Here is a 17,229-nt window from a genome sequence, read left to right as displayed (position 1 = left end):
GCAGCGCCCGCGTTACCAGCGGGCGAAGTGATCTTCCACCAATCCCCGTAGCCCGGCTACGGGGATTTTTTTGCCCGCATCATCTATCACCGTACCGCTAAAGGTGCCGGCAAACTGCCGGAAGTTGGACGCCAGCACCCAGGCATTCAGCCGCTCCTTGCGCACGCCAGCCGGCTCAAAGGCCAGGTCTACCCGGCCGTCCTCGGTGGTTACCCGCCATTCACTACCGGCCCGATACCGGTCGAACACAAAGCGGGCCGCCCCCAGCTTGATACACTGGCCATCCAGCCACAGGGCGTTTTCTGTCATACCGGTTTCGTTTACCCCGGCAGCCAGGTTCAGGCCGATGGATGTGCCATCTTCGGCCACACCGGCCAGGCAGGCCCAGTTCCAGGCAGTTTCCCGGCGCATAAAACCACAACTCCAGTCGATGGACGCCCGGGTTTGCTCGTCACAGCGCCACGCCTGCCCGCCCCAGCGTACCTCCCCATCCACCGCCAGCCCGGCGGATTTCCGGGTAAACACCCAGCCGTTGTAGCCGGCCGGGCACACCAGCCGCAGGGGCTGGTCGGTATCCTGCAGCGTCAGGTCTACCCGGATTGTTCCCGGTGCTGTCACCTGTACCTTGCGGCCGCCCTCCGTCGGCTCGATGGCAAGGCTCACCTCGCCCTTGCGAAAGCGGGACGCGCCGTGTTCCGGAAAAGGCTCAATCACGGTGTGCCGGGCCAACGGCTGCATGAACGATTGTTCGAACATCTGCCCGCTCTCGAAATCGAACAGGTAGAAAAACCCGCTGCCCAGCAGCTTCAGGTCCACAATCGCCATGCCGAACACCCAGCCCGGCGCCATGGCACTGACAAACTGGAACTGGTTGAACCGCCAGCGCTTTGCCAGCCGGGACCGCGGCTTGTCCATCACCGTACGCAGGTCGTAATCCAGGTAATTGATGGTTTCCACCGGCTGGTCCAGAACCCCGGGGGTAAACCGCCCTTTTGCATCGATCAGTGTTTGTTTTGTCATATTTTCCGTCAGATCAGGCCAATTGCGCCCTCGGGCGATTCAGTAAGTTACCTGGTTCACAAACCCTTGTTCCGGCAGCAAAGGCCGCCAGGGCTCCGTGCTAGACTGCCGCCAACTTCCTCATCAAAGTGTAGCTTATGCTGTTTACCAGAGCCCTTGGCTTCAGGGCCTCCTTGATCAGTCTGGCCGGCCTTGTTACCGGCATTGTCCTGTCTGCCTCCGCCACTGGCGCCGAACCAGGCAGCCTGCCGGCCATCGACGCCGAACAATGGGCCCTGCAGAAAGAAGTCGACAACATACGCATCTACACCATGGACCAGCCCGGTTCCGGCTTCCAGGCTTTCAAAGCCGTCGCCGAACTAGACGCCTCTGTCGAAAACCTGATGGCGGTCATGATCAACCCGGAATCCTGCAAGGAATGGGTGCTCAACTGCTCGGAATCCTATGCCTTTGGCCAGGGAGATTTCCACGACCGCTACGCCTACTCGGTCAACGACATGCCCTGGCCGGTCACCGACCGGGACTATGTTCTGCGCATCCGCACCCGGGGCGACGCCGGCACCGGCCAGATCATCATGGACCTCAACGCAACCCCCGGCATGCGGGCAGAGTACAGCAGCCGGGTGCGGGTAGATGTTTCCAACACTCTCTACCAGTTCACGCCCCGGGGCGAAGAGACTCAAATGGTATGGGTACAGCACACCGAGCCCAACGGCTCCCTGCCCGGTTGGCTGGTGAACAACCTGCTGGTGGACATCCCGGTGAAATCCATGCAAGCACTGGAAGCGGTGGCTCGGTCTGAAAAGTATCAGGGCTACCGGCTGGAGTGGGCCGAAGACGGCAACCTGCAAGGCGTTGTGCCTGACAACCGCTAACAGGGGCACAAACAAGGGTGACGGCAGGCCACGGAACGGCTAAGCTTTCAGCAAAAGCACCGCAAATGGAAGACGCCTGCCAATGACTGTTCTCGCCCATGAGATCATGACCCCCACCATCAAAGCCGTCCCCCACCACTGGACCATGGACAGGCTGGCCAGATTCCTCACCGATAACGAAATTACCGGCAGCCCGGTAACCGATGACAACGGCGATATCATCGGCATTGCCACCCTCAAAGACATCACCGAATTCCGCTGGAATGCTGCCCGCTCCGGAGATCAGCCCAAGCTCACCGAAGAAGAGCAGGAAGAAGCCCGGCGGCTGCGCATGGTGATTTTCGAAGAAATGGGCAAGGTACCGGTGGAAGTGCGCGATATCATGACACCGATCGTACTCTCGGTTGACGAAGACACCCCGGTGCGAGACATTGCCAACATCATGATGCGCGAACACCTGCACCGGATCTTTGTCACCCGGGATTCAAAAATCACTGGCATCATTACTACCTACGACATGCTGAAGCTGGTTTCCGACCAGGAACTGAGCCGGCGCTGCGCCGAGAACGACTGAGCCACCAGAGAGGTAACTCACCCTATGCCCAGAGCACCGCAAGCTCGCAAGAAGATGTACGTCCTCGACACCAATGTCCTGATCCACGATCCGAATGCCCTCCTGAACTTTGAAGAACACGATGTCATCATTCCGATGACCGTCCTCGAAGAACTCGACAGTCTGAAGTCCGGCAAACAGACCGTTGCCGCCGACTGCCGCCAGGCCATTCGCAACATCGACAAACTGCTGGGCGATGCCAGCCCGAAGGACATTGAAAAAGGCGTACCCATTCTGCGCGGCAAAAAAGCGGACCCACTGGGTAGCCTGTCGATCATCATGAGTACCGAGGGTGCCGGCACCCATTCGCTGCCCGAACACCTGAACGACAACAAGATCATCAACACCCTGGCGGCCCTACAGGCCCGGCACAAATCCCGCGACATCATCCTGGTCAGCAAAGACATCAACATGCGGCTGAAAGCCCGGGGCTTTGGCGTAGAAGCCCAGGACTATCACAACGACCAACTGCTGGACGACATCGACCTGCTGCCCAGGGGCTACAAGGAATTTCCGAATTCCTTCTGGGACACCATCGCCAAGGTGGAAACCGTGCAGCGGGAAGGGGTGACCGAACACCTGCTCAAGCGGGAAGGCGAACTGGCCAGGCTGAACATCAACGAGTTTGTGATCGACGAGCGCGGTTTTATCGGCCAGGTGGTAGACATCTCCGATGATCAGCTGGTGATTAAAGACCTGCACCAGCACGACCTGATGAACGAAGAAGTCTGGGGCCTGGTACCCAGGGACATCTACCAGGCCATGGCCCTGCACCTGCTGCTGGACCCGGATATCCACCTGGTGAACCTGACCGGTTCTGCCGGCTCCGGTAAAACCATCCTGGCCCTGGCCGCCTGCATTGAAATGACCGTAGCCAGCAAGCTGTACAAGCGCATCATCGCCACCCGATCTACCCAGGGACTGGACGAAGATATCGGCTTTTTGCCGGGCACCGAGGCGGAAAAAATGGAGCCCTGGCTGGGCGCCATCGTGGACAACCTTGAAGCCCTGCATGAAGACGACGAGAACATGACTGCCAGCGTGGATTACATCCTCAGCAAGGTGCCCCTGCACTTCAAATCCATGAACTACATCAGAGGCCGCAGCTTCCAGCACAGCCTGATCATCATTGATGAATCCCAGAACCTGACCCCGCACCAGATCAAGACCATCATCACCCGGGCCGGTAACGGCTCCAAGGTGATCTGCCTGGGTAACCTGGCGCAGATCGACACCCCGTACCTGAGCCCCCTGAGCTCCGGCCTGACCTACATGACCGAACGCTTCAAGGGCTTCCGCCATGGCGGCCACATCCACCTTCAGGGCGTACCGCGCTCGGTACTGGCGGAGTTCGCTGAAGCCAACCTCTGATCATGGCATTTGAGGCCAACCATGTTGGCCTCGAAGGTCAATTCAGAATCCTGTCTTGCGGTATATTGTCTCTGCTATAAAAACACCAAAAAACAAAGGGGATAGCGTTAATGGCCAGACACATAGCCTCAGACATCGTGGTTGCCGGAGGCGGCCTGGCTGGCATCGTCACCGCCCTGGAAGCCCTGCGGGCCGGCAAAACCGTGACCATTGTCGACCGGGACACTCCGGAACGCCTTGGCGGGCTGGCACTCTGGGCCTTTGGCGGCATGGCGCTGATCGACACCCCCCTGCAGCGGCGCATGAAAATTGCCGATTCCCCGGAACGGGCCCTGCAAGACTGGATAAGCTTCGGCGAGCTGGACCCGGCCGACGAGTGGCCCATGCAGTGGGCCCGCTATTACGTGGAAAACTCCCTCACCGACGTGCACGACTGGCTGATCGACGAAGGCCTGAAATTCATGCCGGCGGTCAACTGGGTAGAACGCGGCCGATTTGGTGACGGCAACTCCGTACCCCGCTACCACATAGTCTGGGGCACGTCCCGGGAACTGACCCGCTGCATGATCAATGCCCTGCACAACGCCGACACCCGCCACGGCCTGACCATTCTGCACGGCCACAAGGTAACGGCCCTGGAGCAACAGGCGGGCAGCATCAGCGGCGCTTTAGCCATCAAGGAAGCCACCGGCGAGGAAGTTCGGCTGACCGCACCCACCGTGGTACTGGCCATGGGCGGCATTAACGGCAGCCATGCCGAATGCCGGGCCAACTGGCCCAAACACCGACCACAACCGGCCACCATGTTCAACGGCGCCCACCCCTTTGCCGACGGCAAGCTGCACCACTGGGCCGAAGATCACCTGGGCGCGAAAATCACCCACTCCGGCGAAATGTGGAACTACGCGGCAGGCTTTCCCCACCCCTACCCGCACTTTCCCGGCCACGGTCTGTCGACCATTCCGTGCAAATCCGCCCTGTGGCTGAACCATCGTGGTGAGCGCATCGGGCCGGAGCCCCTGGTAACCGGTTTCGACACCCACTGGCTGTGCCAGCGCGTAGCCGAGCAGGAAAAGCCCTGGACCTGGCACCTGCTGAACCGGCGCATTGCCCTGAAAGAATTTGCCATCTCCGGCGCCGAGCACAACGCCCGCATACGCGACAAGCAGTTCCCGCTGTTCCTGAAAGAACTGCTGCTGGGCAACAAACCGCTGGTCAACCAGATGGCCCACGAAAGCCCTCACTTCCTGGTGGACGACACCCTGGAAGGACTGGCAGAGAAAATGAACGCACTTACCTGCTCGCTGGACATCAACCCGGCCACCCTGAAAGCCACTGCTGATGCCTTCGACGCCAACTTCAGCAAGGGCAGCCAGCTGAATAACGACGCGCAGATCCGCAAAATCCTGCATGCCCGCCAGTGGGGGCCCGACAAGCTGCGCACCTGCAAGCCGGCACCGCTGCAGAAACCCGGCGCGGGGCCGTTTATTGCCATCCACATGCAACTGACCACCCGAAAAAGCCTGGGCGGCCTGCGTACCGACCTGCAAAGCCGGGTGCTGGACGACAGCGGCCAGCCGGTCAGCGGGCTTTACTGTGTCGGCGAAGCCGCTGGCTTTGGTGGTGGTGGCGCCAATGGTAAACGATCACTGGAAGGCACCTTCCTGCCCGGCTGCATCATGACCGCCCGGGCGGCGGCAAGGTCCATCGTCAGCGGCCGTTAAGTAACCGACTATCAAACGAAAACAAGAATCCGACAGGATCAGGAGAGAGAACATGCCAAACGGCGCCCAAGCCTTGATGAAAACACTGGTCGATGCCGGCATTGAAGTCTGCTTTACCAACCCCGGCACCAGCGAGATGCACTTTGTGGCCGCGCTGGACAGCGAGCCGAAAATGCGCGCCGTACTGGCCCTGTTTGAAGGCGTAGCCACCGGTGCCGCCGACGGCTACGCCCGCATGGCCGACAAGCCGGCAGCTACGCTGCTGCACCTGGGCTGCGGCCTGGGCAATGGCCTGGCCAACCTGCACAATGCCCGCAAAGGCAAGGTGCCGGTGGTGAACATTGTCGGCGACCACGCCACCTACCACGTGAAGTATGACGCCCAGCTGCAATCCGACATCGAAACCGTGGCCCGCAACGTCTCACCCGGTTTCGTGCGTACCTCTCAAAGCACCGAAGCCCTGTGCCAGGACGCCGCCGAAGCCATCACCACCGCCCGCGGCCTGCCCGGCCAAGTGGCCACCCTGATTCTGCCAGCGGATGTTTCCTGGGGCGAAGGCGGCACCCCGGTCATTGTGCCAGCCCAACCTCAAGCCCCGGTAGCCGGCGACGACGCCATACAGACCGCCGCCGAAGCCATTCGCAGTGGCAAGAAAACTGCCCTGCTGCTTGGTGGCCAGGCCCTGCGGGAGCCCGCCCTGCTGGCCGCAGCCCGCATTGCCGCCCACAGTGGCGTTACCCTGTTTGCCGAAACCTTCCCAACCCGCATAGAACGGGGCGCAGGCCTGCCCCCGGTAGAGCGGATAGCCTACCTGGCAGAGCTGGCCACCCTGCAGCTGTCCGAATTCGACCACCTGGTGCTGGTAGACGCCAAGGCGCCGGTGTCGTTCTTTGGCTACCCGGGCAAGCAGAGTTACCTGGTGCCGGACAACTGCACCGCCCACACGCTCAGTACCCCGGAGCAAGACGCCGCCGCCAGCCTGAATAAGCTGGCTGAAGCCCTGGGCGCTGCCGGTGCCGAGCCCAGGCTGCAGGCCGTAGGCCGGCCGGGACTGCCCAAGGGCAAGCTGACCGCTGAAAAAGTGTGCCGGGCCATGGGCGAGCTGATGCCGGAGAACAGCATCATCGTGGACGAATCCATCACCTCTGGGTTGATGCTCAACGCCATGACCGCAGGCGCTCCGCGCCACGACATGATCACCCTCACCGGTGGCGCCATCGGCCAGGGCCTGCCCAATGCCGTGGGTGCCGCCATCGCCTGCCCGGACCGACCGGTGTTCGCCCTGATCGGCGACGGCACCGCCATGTACACCATCCAGGCCCTGTGGACCATGGCGAGGGAAAACCTGAACGTGACCACCATCATCTTCAACAACGCTTCCTACTCCATCCTGAACGTAGAACTGGAACGGGTCGGTGCAGAAGAAGCCGGCGCCAAGGCAAAGTCCCAGCTGGACATCAGCGGGCCGGTCACCCACTACGCCCAGCTGGCTCAAAGCATGGGGGTGCACGGTGTGCGAGTGCGCACGGCGGAAGAGCTGATCAAAGCCATGGAGTACGCCCGGGCGCACCCCGGGCCGCACCTGATTGAAGCGGTGGTGCCGGAGTCGCTGAATGGCGTTAAACGGAAGGTACTGCCCTGGCTGCTGAAGTCGCTGCCGAGCTTGCCACGGCCGCTGACCAAGGCACTAAAGAAGAAGATTGCGCCCTGAGGGGCGCTAATCCTTGAACTGGGCCTTGTCCAGACCGTGCTTCTTCATCTTGTCGTACAGGGTTTTGCGGGCAATTCCCAGCTGAAGCATGGTGTCTTTGATACTGCCATGGCTGGCGTTGAGCGCGCTCACGATGGCCGTGCGTTCAAACCCGTCCATCATCTCGGATAGTGTCTGGCGGCCGGACAGGTTGCCCTGTTCGGAACTGTCACCACCATCCAGGGCTGCCGGCCCCAGCAGTACGTAACGCTCCGCCAGGTTCCGCAATTCCCGCACGTTGCCCGGCCAGGAGTGCTGCATCAGCCGGGCCGCCTGCCGGGCATCCAGCGGAACGCTCTCCCGGTCGTAACGGGCGGCGGCAATCAGGGCAAAGTGGTGAAACAGCGTGGGAATGTCTTCCTTGCGCTCCCGCAGGGGCGGAATATCCACCTTCACCACATTCAGCCGGTAGTAGAGATCAGACCGGAACTCTCCCTCATCGCTGAGCTGTTTCAGGTCGGCCTTGGTGGCGGCAATAATGCGCACATCCACATCTATCGACTGGTTGCTGCCCAGCCGCTCCACCCGCAATTCCTCAAGCACCCGAAGCAGTTTCACCTGCAGCGCCATGGGCATGCTTTCCACTTCATCCAGGAACAAGGTGCCCCGGTGGGCATGCTCAATCTTGCCGATACGCCGCTTCTCGGCGCCGGTGAAGGCCCCGGCTTCGTGGCCGAACAGTTCACTCTCGATCAGGTTTTCGGGCACCGCGCCGCAGTTGATGGCGACAAAGTTGTGGGCACTGCGGGAGCTACTTTCGTGAATGTACCGGGCCAGGGCATCCTTACCGGAACCGGTTTCACCATGCAGCAGCACGTTTGCGGAAATATCCAGGATCGGCCCGATTGTCGACATTACCGCCTGCATCGCCGGCGAATCACCCAAAACCCGCGGCCCGGGCTTGGCCAGCTGCCGCAACTGGGCCTTCAGGCGCCGGTTTTCCAGTGCCAGGTGCCGTTTTTCCAGGGCGTGCCGCAGCAGTTCGATCAGTTCGTCGTGGTCAAAGGGCTTTTCAATGAAGTCATAGGCCCCCTGCTGCATGGCCGACACCGCTGTGCTGATGTCGCCCTGGCCGGTGAGCAGAATCACCGGGATGTCTTCATCAATCTTCCGTACCTCGTGCAACAGCTGCATGCCATCCATGCCCGGCATGTTGTAGTCGCACAGGACGATGCCTTCGAACTCTGGCTGCACCAGCTTCAGCGCCGATGCTCCGTCGGCAAAACAGGCTACCGGGATATCTTCCAGGGTGAGGGTTTGCTCCATCACCGGCCGGATATCCGGGTCATCATCCACAAAAATCACTGATGGTATCGTCATCCCTCTGCCTTACGCTGTTTCAGTGTCAAAACAAACTCCGCCCCGGGGCCATCGACCCGGTTATGGCCGGTCAGGCTGCCGCCAAGTGCTTCAACAATCTGCCGGGAGATCGACAGGCCGAGCCCCAGCCCCTGCTTGACCGAACGGGTGGTAAAGAATGGCTCGAACACCTGCTCGGAATTACCCGGCAAGCCATGGCCGTTATCCTTCACCACGCAGCGCCAGTCGTCGTCTTCATCGGCAACCAGGATATCAATCTGCGGTTGCTCGCAGCCTTCCACCGCCTGGACCGCATTGGCCAGCAGGTTAACCATCACCTGCTCCACCCGGATCAGGTCACCGTGGCACATCACCGGGTTGTCCGGTCGCTGCCAGCGAATGTTAATGCCCTCGCTGGCGTTCTGGGCGCGGATAATCTTCAGCGCCGCATCAACCGGCAGGCGCAGGTCCACCACCGACGGCGGCCCCTCAGACTTGCGGGCGAACACCTTGAACTGCCGGATCAGCTCCGCCATCTTGTCGCACAGGGCAACAATCTCTCCCAGGTTGGCATCCACCATGTCGGTGGCACCCCGCTCCAGGAACTTCCGGCTGTTACGGGCATAGGCCTGGATCGCCGTCAGGGGCTGGTTAATTTCATGGTTCAGGCCGGCGGACATCTGGCCCAGTACCGCCAGCTTGGCGGCCTGGATCAGCTCCTGCTGGGTTTCACGGAGGTCTGCGGTGCGCTGGGCAACCCGGCGCTCCAGCTGTTCACCCCTGAGCGCCAGCTCCCGCTCCCGGCGGTAACGCTCTCGCAGGTACAGCCAGGTCAAGAAACAGGCCAGGAACAGGGCCAGGCCACCGGCCATAAACCCGATGCGGGTCCACAGTATTGGCCGGGTGTCGGTCAGCACCAGCAGACTCCAGTCCAGCCGGGGCAAACCGGTTTCAACCGTCAGGTAGGTTCCGGGCTTGTCACTTTCCCTTAACCGGATGCGGGCTGACTTGTCCGCCAGCCCCCAGGGCTTGCCCTGCTCCACAAAATCAACGGGCTTCAGTTCCCGCTCGGGATAGCGCTGGCGAACCCTGGCATTCTCTTCGGCATTATCCGTCGGCCTGAAATCCCGGTAGAGCCAGTCCGTCCGGCTGGACAAAAAGCTGATGCCGTCGCCATCCAGCACCACCATCTCCGCCTGCTGGCGGGTTTCGGGCCGGTGCCACTGGGATTCCAGCTCGTGCACCAGAACCTTGATAGCAACAACACCCAGCATATTGCCGCGCTGGTCACGAACCGGGTTGGTAAAGTACAACCCCCGCTCCGAGGAGATCTTACCCAGTGCGAAGTAGGCCACCGACCCGCCGGTGGCAACCGCTTCTGAAAAATACGGACGGAAGGCGTAATTGTTGCCCACAAAGGTATCTGGCTGGCCAAAATTGTTGGCCGCAATGGTCATCCCGGTCAGGTCCATCAGGTAGATATCGGAGCCGCCCACAATGGTGGCCATCCGCTGCATCTGCTCGTTGGCGCGGAGCAGGGTAACGGCGTTATCCGGTTCTTTCAGGGCGTCCGCCAGCAGGGGGTGTTCGGCAATCAGGGCAGGCACCGGCAGGTAGCGGTTAAGCTCGTTGGCAACCAGCTGGCGATAACGAAAGGCTTCCTGCAGGCTGTCCTGCTCCAGTTGCCGGTAACCAGACCAGCCCCCGAGCAGCCAGGACAGCAGCAGGGTAATAATCAGAACAACAGTAATGCTGATCCGGTTAAGCATGGGTTCGGATTCCGGCAAAGCCTCTAGACTAGCGCCGGAATCCGGGCAGGACAACAGGCCGTCATGACCGCTGCCCTGCCCTTGCCTTGCCATATCAGGCCGCAGCCAACCCGGGTGCCCGCTTGCGCTGGATCAGGAACGCCACCACCGCAAGCCCGATACCGGCCAGGTCTGTCCACACTCCGCCTTCGATGGTCATCAGCGCAGCGGCGACAAGCAACAGGCGCACCAGAACCGGGGCGGCAGAGCGGGCAAACCAGCCCAGCACACCGGCAGACAACAGGTACACGCCGAAGGTAGCGGTAACCAGTGCCCGGGCGATCTCGACCCAGCCGGCTTCCATCAACAGCGCACCGTTATAGAAGAACATGAACGGCACGATGAACGCGGCAATACCGATGCGGAACGACGCTACCGAGGTAGACATGGCATTGGCACCGGAAATACCGGCCGCAGCGTAAGACGCCAGGGCAACCGGCGGCGTGATGGCAGACACCACGGCAAAGTAGAACACGAAGAAGTGCGCGGTCAGCGGCTCGATACCCAGCTGCACCAGACCCGGCGCTACCACAGAGGCAGCCACCGCATAGGCGGCCGTGGTTGGCATGCCCATACCCAGCAAGATCGAGATGAACATGGCAAACACCAGTGCCAGCAGGTGGCTGTGGGCGGCCACATCCAGCAGCAGCACCGAGAAACGCGCACCCACACCGGTCAGGGAGATAACCCCCACAATGATACCCGCCGCGGCACACACCACGATGATCTGGATAGACATGTAGGCGGCGATTTCAAAGGCCCGAAGGATAGACTTCAAACCCATCTTGTTGGGCGAAATCCAGCTCACCACCGCTGCAGATACGGTCGCCAGGGTACCGGCCCGGATCACGGAGTAGCCCTGGAACAGCGCCACAATCAGGATAATGATCGGTGCAAACAGGTAGACCTGGCGCATCATCAGGCGCAGGTTCGGCAGTTCGTCACTGCGCATACCGCGCATGCCCAGCTTCTTGGCTTCAAAGTCCACCATGAAGAACACAGACGCGAAGTACAGGATGGCCGGAATAATCGCGGCAATGGCAATCTCGGTATAGGGAATACCGGTAATCTCCGCCATGATGAAGGCGCCGGCACCCATGATCGGCGGCATGATCTGGCCACCGGTAGACGCTGCAGCTTCCACCGCACCGGCCGATTCCTTGCTGTACCCTACCCGCTTCATCAGCGGAATGGTCAGGGAACCGGTAGACACCACGTTACCGGCACTGGTGCCGTTGATCATGCCCATCAGGCCGGAGGCAAAGATTGCCACCTTGGCAGGGCCACCACGGGAGCGACCAGCTGCCGCAAAGGCAAAGTTCACAAAGTAGTCACCCACCTTGGAGGCCTGCAAAAAGGCCGCAAAGATGATGAACAGAATAATGTAGGTAGACGACACCGCTGTGGTGGGCCCAAGAATGCCCGCATCGGTGTACACCTGGCTGAAGAAGCGCTGGGCAGACAGCCCCGGATAACCCAGGAAGCCCGGCAGGTACGGCCCGGCGAACACATAAACCAGGAACACGAGCCCGATAACTACCAGGGCCAGGCCAGCCACCCGGCGGGTCAGTTCCATAATCAGCGCGGTGCCGGCAACTGCCGCAAAGGAAATGCCGACCGGGGCAAACGCCGTGCCGGTGGTCATCCGCATGGAGGTGTTAAAGACAATCAGCAGGTAGGCGGCAACCGCCACGGAACACACAATCAGCACCAGGTCCGGCACGCTGAAGCGGGCGCGGTCACGCTGGTGGAACCAGCTCATCACAATGCCAATGGCAGACGCCGCCAGCAACGGCCAGCCAAAATGCCAGGTTTCCAGCTCGGCAGGAATACGCATGGTGCCGTTCTGGACCATCTGGTTGAAAGACCAGGTCTGGTACAGGGCGTACAACGCAGGAATCATGGCTGCGCCGCCAATCCAGGTGGTCCACTTGTGCCGGGCCGGGCCTTCCTCGGCCGATACAAAACGGGCGCCGGCAAACAGGATAAAGCCCAGTACCAGGGCGCCGGCAACGTGCACAATCCGGAACGACCAGGTTTCCATGGGCGCTACGTTCAGGGTGTACAGGTGGAACACCGAGTAAGCGATGGCCAGCATTACCACAAACTTGAGCAGCAACCCGGTGAACATCCGGCGGTTGGCTTCAACCGGCTCTTCATCCACGTTGTGGGCAAGCAGGTGGTCTTCGTTGATCGTCAGGTTCTCAGCCAGTTGCTGTTCACCCTCGGAATGCGTGTGTTCTTTGGTCATGTTAAGTCCTGCCTGGAGGTAAGGCGGTAATTCGAACAACCAGTCCCGGGGCGCCGTGCAGGCACCCCGGGCTCAGGCCTTACTGCTTGATGGCGCTTGCTTCGATGGTGTAACCGTTTTCGTTAAACCAGCGGGCAGCACCCGGATGCCAGGGCAGCACGTTGTTCTTGGTGTAGTTCTCGGGAATGGAATGACGGGCGGCTTTGTGGATAGACACCATCTTGTCATTGTTTTCCATGGTCAGCTTGGTGATTTCATACACAAAGCTTTCCGGCATGTCGCAGTTGACCATGGCGAAGTTCCACATGGACACCACGCGGGACGGCTCCTCCAGGGACTGGTAAGTGCTGGCCGGGATGATGAACTCGGAGACCGGGAAGTTCTCGATCACTTTCTTCGCCTCGTCATCGTTCATGCCGATGATGTTCACGTCAGTCTGCACTTCCAGCTGGCTAACAGCCGGAATTGGAATGCCGGCTGCAAAGGCCACCACATCAATCAGGCCGTCCTGCAGCTGGCCACCCAGATCAGACCAGCTACCGTTACGACGCTCGAACTTCACACCCAGGGTTTCCATCATGCGCGGGAAGTAGGTGTCGGAAGTGGAACCGGCCGGGCCAAAGCCGATGGTGGCGCCATCAGGAATATCAGAGATAGACGCAATGCCGGAGCTGGACAGAGCAGTAATGGAGAACGGGGTTTCGTACATCGGGAACATGGCACATACATTGTCCATCTTCATGCCCGGAGCCAGCGGGCTTTCGCCGTCACGGGATTCCCGGGCCGGGCCCATGGTGGTCAGGCCAAACTTCAGGTCACCGGTGTGCACCAGCGCCATGTTCTGGACCGGGCCACCGGTGATTTCGGCACCGCCGGATACGCCCAGGTTTTCAGCCACGAAGTTCGCCCAGCCAGAGCCGTAGGCAAAGTAGGTGCCGCCCTGACTGGCAGTACCGACAGTGAAGTTATCCGGCCAGCCGTCACGGTCCTGGGCAACCACAGGGCCTGCAACAACGGAGGTGGCGAGCGCAGCCGCCAGAACGGTTTGAAGTTTCATAAAGAATGCTCCCGATTCATTTTGTTGGTTGGGTGCTGGAGAGACCTTGATGGCCTCGCTGGCAAATGAAGGAGCAATTAGCGGGCCAGTCAGGGAAAATACTTATAAAACAGACTGTTGGTTTTTTGAGGCCGACGCAGCCGGCATCCGTTGGGTGAAATCTCACCCGTCATGGAAGTCGATTTGGGTGGAATTCCACCCATCGGCTCAGTTCTTTGAAACACACTCAGCCATTGGTAACGGGCTTTGTGATACCTCGGGGGTCAGATAGTATTCTTCGCATGAAAAGAGCCACCCAAAGCCCCCGGAGAACAGCCGCAATGTTCTGGCGATATGAAGTAACCGGCGTTGATACCATTACGCTTCACTTCGGTGATGCGATTGATATTGCGCTGACCGAGCGGATCCAGCGGGCCGCCCGGGCACTTTCGCACAGGCTGGCCCCCCGGTTGATCGATATGGTGCCTTCCTATACCACGCTGCTGCTGCGCTACAACGTGCTGGAAGATGACCTGGCCTCGCTGGTGGCGGATATCACCAACGCGTTAGCAAGGCTTCCCGAGGTTGAAACAAACGCGGCCAAAGGCGATGTTGTAGAGATTCCGGTTTACTATGACCCCTCCACAGGGCCGGACCTCGACGCGGTTGCCGCTAGGGCCGGGTTATCAAGGGAACAGGTCATCCAGAAGCATTCTGCTGAAGAGTACTACGTGTTTGCCATCGGCTTTGCGCCCGGGTTTGCCTATCTGGGCGAAGTACCGGCGGAGTTGGCAACGCCTCGCCTGACAACGCCACGCGCCAGGGTACCAGCCGGAACCCTGGGCATTGCAGATACCCAAACCGCCATCTATCCGCTGCAGTCCCCCGGTGGCTGGAACCTGATCGGCCGAACGCCTCTGACGCTTTTTGATCCTGGCCGGGGCCAGCCTTCCCTGCTGCAAGCCGGCCAGCGGGTTCGCTTTCGGCCCATCGGCCGGGAGGAATACCTGGCACTCGGAGGCCAGCTATGAACACCCAGCCAGGCCTGACTTTTACTAAACCCGGCTTTCTCAGTTTGCTGCAGGATGGCGGGCGCCAGGGTGTGATGCACCTGGGGCTGGCGACTGGCGGCGCCATGGACCGCAACGCCTGGGCCTGGGCCAACCGGTTGCTGGATAATCCCTTCGGCACGCCCGCGCTGGAAATCACCTTCGGCGGGGTTGAGTTCACCAGTCACCTTGCTACCCAGATCGCGATTACCGGAGCAGAAGTGCAATGCCGGGTTAACGGAGAGTCCCGGCCGCTCTGGAGCGTTATCAATATTCAGGCCGGCGACAGAGTTGCCCTGAGTGCACCGAAGGTTGGGATAAGAAGCTATCTGGCAGTGCTTGGCGGGTTTCAGGTAGCGCCGGGGCTGGGTAACAGCTGTGCCACGTTTACGCGAGAGGGGCTCGGAGGCCTTAACCAGGATGGTCGCCCACTGCAGGAAGGCGACCACCTGCCCTGCCACGCGGGTAGCGCCAGGGTTCTGAACCGCAAAGTCTCGGAGCGCTGGCGGCCGGACTATAAGGAAGAGCTGGCGCTTTCCGTGATTCCTTGTGCCCAGATCGACCGTTTTCCTGCATCCGTTCTCGACACCTTCTTCAACAATCCCTACACCCTGACCCGGCAAACCGACCGCATGGGCGCGCGCCTGAAAGGCCCGGCACTGGAACCGCTGGGAGAACGCCTGATATCGGAAGGCACCAGCCTGGGCGCCATCCAGGTTCCGGCTGACGGGCAGCCCATCGTGCTGCTCAATGACCGCCAGACCATCGGTGGCTATCCAAAGCTCGGAGCCGTTACGCCCAGAAGCCTGGATGCCCTGGCCCAGCGAACACCGGGCACAACGCTCAGGTTCCGGCCGGTTACGCTGCACGAGGCGCAGGTCGAGGAGAGACAGTTTCTCTCCTTCTTCACCGCAACCGGAAACCGGCGCTAAAGCCTGTTTAAGTGATTTTAAGGCCGGGCGACAGGCTGGCCGGCAACGCCAGTTGGTCTGTCTCAATACCCGCCACCGGATACGAGCAGTAGTCTGCCGCGTAGTAAGCACTGGCACGGTGGTTTCCGCTGGCGCCGATGCCACCGAAGGGCGCGGCACTGGAAGCACCGGTCAGCTGTTTGTTCCAGTTAACGATACCGGCCCGAATCCGGTCGTAGAAGTCTTCAAAGCGCTCCCGGCTTTCACTGAATAAACCGGCAGACAGCCCGAAACGAGTGTTGTTGGCCTGTCGAATCGCTTCGTCAAAGTCCTGGTAGCGGTAAAGCTGAAGTACCGGCCCGAAGATCTCTTCATCGGGCACATTCACAGCAGAGGTGACATCAATCAGCCCCGGTGACAGCAGGCCTGTACCGGGTTTCAGGTGCCGGCTCGCTACCAGGGCACGGCCGCCCAGTTCCAGCAGCCGGCTCTGGGCCTCAAGCACACCCTGCGCAGCCGCTTCGGAAATAACACTGCCCATAAATGGCGCCGGCTCGTCAAAGGCGCCACCCACCTGGATCGCTTCCACGGCCCGGGCCAGGGCATCCAGGAAGTTGTCGCCCCACTCTCCTGCCGGCACCATCAGCCGTCGGGCACAGGTGCAGCGTTGGCCGGAGGTAATGTAGGCAGACTGGATGGTTTCATGCACGGCGGCGGTAACGTCTACGGTGTCATCCACAATCAGCGGGTTGTTGCCGCCCATTTCCAGGGCCAGGATTTTGCCCGGGTTGCCGGCAAATTGCCGGTGCAGAATTTCTCCGGTCGGGGAGCTGCCGGTAAAGAACAGGCCATCAATATCCGGATGATTGGCCAGGGCGATGCCAGTTTCCCTGGCGCCCTGCACCAGGTTCAGGACTCCGGCGGGCAACCCGGCTTCCAGCCACAGCTCGGCTGTTTTGCCGGCGACGGCCGGGGTTTGTTCGCTGGGCTTGAACACCACGGTGTTGCCGGCAATCAGGGCCGGAACAATATGCCCGTTGGGCAGGTGGCCGGGGAAGTTATAGGGGCCAAATACCGCAACCACGCCGTGGGGCTTGTGCCGAAGCACGGCCTTTGCGCCCGGCATATCGGTACTGCGCTGGCCGGTTCGCTCGTTGTAGGCTTTCACCGAAATTTCGATTTTGCCCATCATGGCGGCCACTTCGGTCAGGGCTTCCCAGAACGGCTTTCCGGTTTCCGAAGCGATGCAGCGGGCCATGGCTTCTTTATGTTCGCTCAGCAGTTCGCCAAAACGGCGGGCGATGGCCACCCGATGCTCAAACCCTGCCCGGGACCATCCGGTACTGGCCGCCCGGGCTGCTTCTACGGCACTCGCCACCTGGGCCTCATCGGCCGCATTACCCTGCCAGAACACTTCTCCCGTGGCTGGGTTCAGGGAAGATAAAGAAGGCCCGTTGCCTTCTTGCCACTGGTTATTGATAAGAACCGGTAATGTCATATCTGGCACTCCTTTTGGCGGCCA

The 17,229-nt window shown here is 60.7% G+C and carries 13 protein-coding genes; 7 read left to right on the top strand and 6 right to left on the bottom strand.

From position 1 onward, the window contains the following. Positions 1–12: 12 nt before the first annotated feature. Positions 13–1,020, bottom strand: a complete 1,008-nt coding sequence (locus B9Q17_RS06880) for a DUF2804 domain-containing protein (RefSeq protein WP_094624644.1) — start codon at positions 1,018–1,020, stop codon at positions 13–15. 137 nt (positions 1,021–1,157) lie between these two features. Between B9Q17_RS06880 and B9Q17_RS06875 the strand changes: the two genes are divergently transcribed. The 5 genes from B9Q17_RS06875 (at position 1,158) to B9Q17_RS06855 (ending at position 7,314) form a co-directional block, all read left to right on the top strand. Beyond that, positions 1,158–1,895: an START domain-containing protein gene (locus B9Q17_RS06875; protein ID WP_094624643.1), complete on the top strand. Its 738-nt coding sequence runs from the start codon at positions 1,158–1,160 to the stop codon at positions 1,893–1,895. 82 nt (positions 1,896–1,977) lie between these two features. Beyond that, positions 1,978–2,469, top strand: a complete 492-nt coding sequence (locus B9Q17_RS06870) for a CBS domain-containing protein (RefSeq protein ID WP_058340332.1) — start codon at positions 1,978–1,980, stop codon at positions 2,467–2,469. Between the two features lie 24 nt (positions 2,470–2,493). Continuing rightward, positions 2,494–3,879, top strand: coding sequence for a PhoH family protein (locus B9Q17_RS06865; protein WP_208618762.1), 1,386 nt, complete (start codon positions 2,494–2,496; stop codon positions 3,877–3,879). A gap of 110 nt (positions 3,880–3,989) precedes the next feature. Next, positions 3,990–5,603, top strand: coding sequence for an FAD-dependent oxidoreductase (locus B9Q17_RS06860; RefSeq protein WP_094624641.1), 1,614 nt, complete (start codon positions 3,990–3,992; stop codon positions 5,601–5,603). 52 nt (positions 5,604–5,655) lie between these two features. Continuing rightward, on the top strand, positions 5,656–7,314 hold the full coding sequence (locus B9Q17_RS06855) for an acetolactate synthase large subunit (RefSeq protein ID WP_094624640.1): 1,659 nt from the start codon (positions 5,656–5,658) through the stop codon (positions 7,312–7,314). A gap of 6 nt (positions 7,315–7,320) precedes the next feature. Here the strand turns inward: B9Q17_RS06855 and B9Q17_RS06850 are convergent, their stop codons facing one another. The 4 genes from B9Q17_RS06850 to B9Q17_RS06835 form a co-directional block, all read right to left on the bottom strand. Continuing rightward, entirely contained in the window at positions 7,321–8,673 is a 1,353-nt protein-coding gene (locus tag B9Q17_RS06850) for a sigma-54-dependent transcriptional regulator (protein ID WP_094624639.1), read from the bottom strand. Further along, the gene (locus tag B9Q17_RS06845; protein WP_094624638.1) at positions 8,670–10,421 is read right to left on the bottom strand and encodes a sensor histidine kinase; all 1,752 of its coding nucleotides are present in this window, start codon (positions 10,419–10,421) and stop codon (positions 8,670–8,672) included. Before B9Q17_RS06845 ends, B9Q17_RS06850 begins: the two co-directional genes overlap by 4 nt. A 94-nt stretch (positions 10,422–10,515) precedes the next feature. Beyond that, positions 10,516–12,711, bottom strand: coding sequence for a TRAP transporter permease (locus tag B9Q17_RS06840; protein WP_094624637.1), 2,196 nt, complete (start codon positions 12,709–12,711; stop codon positions 10,516–10,518). Between the two features lie 79 nt (positions 12,712–12,790). Further along, positions 12,791–13,768, bottom strand: coding sequence for a TAXI family TRAP transporter solute-binding subunit (locus B9Q17_RS06835; protein WP_094624636.1), 978 nt, complete (start codon positions 13,766–13,768; stop codon positions 12,791–12,793). 320 nt (positions 13,769–14,088) lie between these two features. Here B9Q17_RS06835 and pxpB point away from each other — a divergent pair, with 320 nt between their 5' ends. Then, complete coding sequence (gene pxpB / locus B9Q17_RS06830; protein WP_094624635.1) at positions 14,089–14,778, top strand: 5-oxoprolinase subunit PxpB; 690 nt, start codon at positions 14,089–14,091, stop codon at positions 14,776–14,778. Beyond that, entirely contained in the window at positions 14,775–15,728 is a 954-nt protein-coding gene (locus tag B9Q17_RS06825; RefSeq protein WP_094624634.1) for a 5-oxoprolinase subunit C family protein, read from the top strand. The genes pxpB and B9Q17_RS06825 overlap by 4 nt, the downstream gene beginning before the upstream one ends. Positions 15,729–15,735: 7 nt before the next feature. Here the strand turns inward: B9Q17_RS06825 and astD are convergent, their stop codons facing one another. Further along, positions 15,736–17,205, bottom strand: a complete 1,470-nt coding sequence (gene astD, locus B9Q17_RS06820; RefSeq protein ID WP_094624633.1) for a succinylglutamate-semialdehyde dehydrogenase — start codon at positions 17,203–17,205, stop codon at positions 15,736–15,738. Between the last annotated feature and the right edge of the window lie 24 nt (positions 17,206–17,229).

Source organism: Marinobacter vinifirmus, assembly GCF_002258215.1.
In the GTDB taxonomy this organism is placed as follows: Bacteria; Pseudomonadota; Gammaproteobacteria; order Pseudomonadales; family Oleiphilaceae; genus Marinobacter; species Marinobacter vinifirmus.
The sequence above is the reverse complement of the archived record's forward strand: the minus strand, read 5'-3'. Positions and strand labels throughout refer to the sequence as shown.